This is a genomic window from Nocardiopsis lucentensis DSM 44048 (genome assembly GCF_000341125.1).
GTDB lineage: Bacteria > Actinomycetota > Actinomycetes > Streptosporangiales > Streptosporangiaceae > Nocardiopsis > Nocardiopsis lucentensis.
Window position 1 is genome coordinate 2255 of the sequence record NZ_ANBC01000707.1, and the last position, 2088, is coordinate 4342.

The 2088-nt window shown below is 70.1% G+C and carries 3 protein-coding genes (1 of these 3 running past the window's edge); 1 reads left to right on the forward strand and 2 read right to left on the reverse strand.

Features of this window, described 5'->3' with window-relative positions:
- On the reverse strand, positions 1-462 hold the 5' portion of the coding sequence (locus D471_RS36005) for an SSI family serine proteinase inhibitor (protein ID WP_017601090.1). It extends 105 nt beyond the left edge of the window; the window shows 462 of its 567 coding nt (coding positions 1-462); the start codon lies at positions 460-462; the stop codon falls past the left edge of the window.
- A gap of 130 nt (positions 463-592) precedes the next feature.
- Entirely contained in the window at positions 593-1276 is a 684-nt protein-coding gene (locus tag D471_RS0124690; RefSeq protein WP_017601091.1) for a hypothetical protein, read from the reverse strand.
- Positions 1277-1420: 144 nt separating this feature from the next.
- Between D471_RS0124690 and D471_RS0124695 the strand changes: the two genes are divergently transcribed.
- Positions 1421-2088: HhH-GPD family protein (locus tag D471_RS0124695; protein WP_017601092.1), on the forward strand; the 668-nt coding region annotated here is incomplete at its 3' end.

Genomic DNA, 2088 nt, shown 5'->3' on the forward strand with positions numbered 1-2088 from the left:
GCCGTGGTGACCGTGCAGCCAGCCGTCGTAGCTGGGGTGACCTGCCTCGTGCGTGCTCCGGCTGTCGGAGTCCTCCCGGTCGCCGTACTTCCAGAAGTCGAAGACCGCGCCCTTGACGTCGAGCAGGACGCACATGTTCGGGAAGGTCTTCTTGTAGTGCTCGGAGCCGCTGGACCGGGCGACGACCGGGTCCCAGACCAGGGGACAGGCGCTGTCGCTGACGTCGATCTTCTTGATGGAACCGAACGCGTAGATGAGGTCGCAGGCCTCCTCGGGCTTCGGGTGGGTACCTCCCGGCGGATCGCAGAAGAGATGCACGTGCTTCTTGTCGCCCGTGTGCTTCTCCTCGATGGAGAGCCTGTAATGCTGGGTCTTGTCCTCCACCGCCTGCGCCGGAGCCGCCGTCGACAGCGCCAGGGCGGACGCGGCGACACCGGACAGGATCGTTCCGACAAGCTTCACAATTGCTCCTGGTGACTGCGGGATCGCTTGACATCACCCAGAGTAACATTGGGATAACGAGACGTGGCGTCTTCCTCTCGCGTGGCGTGTGGCGGGCCCGGCGCCGGGGCGCCGGTCCCGCGAGCACGCCCTAGGTCAGCTGGAACACCAGTTCACCGGTGTCTCCCGCGTACTCCCCGCGCAGGTTGGCGCGGTACCACCCCGGACGCGCGGCGGAGGAGTCGCGGCAGTCCGTGAAGGAGCGCTGCCGGTCCCAGCCGACCGTGAACTCGTGCGGCACGCCGCGGCTGAGCTGTCGGTCCTCGGCGGCCTCGCCCTCGACGCAGTCACCCGTGGAGAAGATGCGGTCGTTTCCGGAGTGGATGCGGATCTCCATGGCCTCGGGTCCCACGTCCACCGTGCAGGTCTGGTCCTCGGTGTTCACGACGGTGATCCGGAACTCCGGCCGCGCACCGCTCCCGTAGACCTCCCGGTCCTCGTCGGCGAGCTCGAAGGTCACGACCACGTCCTGCGGGCGGCACGCGTCCTCGGGGCGCTCGGGGGCGGCGGCGCCGCCGGACTCGGCGTCGGAGCCCTCGGCGGCCTCCCCGCCCTCTCCCCCGGCGGTGCCCTGGTCGCCCGCCCCTTCGGCGTCCTCGTCCTCCCCCTCGGAAGGTTCGTCCTCGGGTTCGGCGCTCTCGGCCGCGGAGGGTGTCTCGGGTGGGACACTGGGAGAGGGGTCGGTGTCAGCCGCGCCCGCCTCCGACCGCGTCGGTTCGGCGTCGTCCCCGGAGGAGGGGCGGCAGGCGAACGCGATCAGCGTGAGGACGAGCATGACCCCCGCCAACACGAGGGCACGCCGCTTCCAATAGGTCTCGCGGCTGACAGCTCCTGGATGTCCGGTACTTGACGCCATGGGCCGTAGTATTGCGGTTTCGCGTGCCACTCACCTACCCAACCCGCCGATACCCCGTAAAAGATGAGCGATAACCCTTACAGCACAGCGGTTCTGGCGTGGTACGAGGCCAACGCCCGCGACCTTCCCTGGCGCGCCCCCGACGCCACCCCCTGGTCGATCCTGGTCAGTGAGATCATGCTCCAGCAGACGCCGGTCGTCCGGGTGCTACCCGCCTGGCAGGCCTGGATGGAACGCTGGCCCACCCCCGCTGACCTGGCCGAGGAGCCCTCCGGTGAGGCCGTACGCATGTGGAACCGGCTCGGCTACCCACGCCGTGCCCTGCGTCTGCACGCGTGCGCCGTGGCGATCACCGAACAGCACGGGGGGCAGGTGCCGGACAGTCACGAGACGCTGCTCTCCCTGCCCGGCGTCGGCGCCTACACCGCGGCGGCCGTGGCGAGCTTCGCCTTCGGACAGCGGCACGCCATTTTGGACACGAACGTTCGGCGTGTCCTCGCGAGGGCCGAAACCGGGATCCAGTACCCGCCGAAAACCCAGACGAAGGCGGAGACCGCCCTCGCCGAGTCACTGCTCCCGCCCGTCCCGTCCGTCGCGGCGCGCTGGGGCGTGGCCGTGATGGAGCTGGGCGCCCTCGTGTGCACCGCCCGGACCCCCGCGTGCGCGGACTGCCCGATCGCCCACCAGTGCGCCTGGCGGCTGGCGGGCAAACCCGCCCACGACGGCCCGCC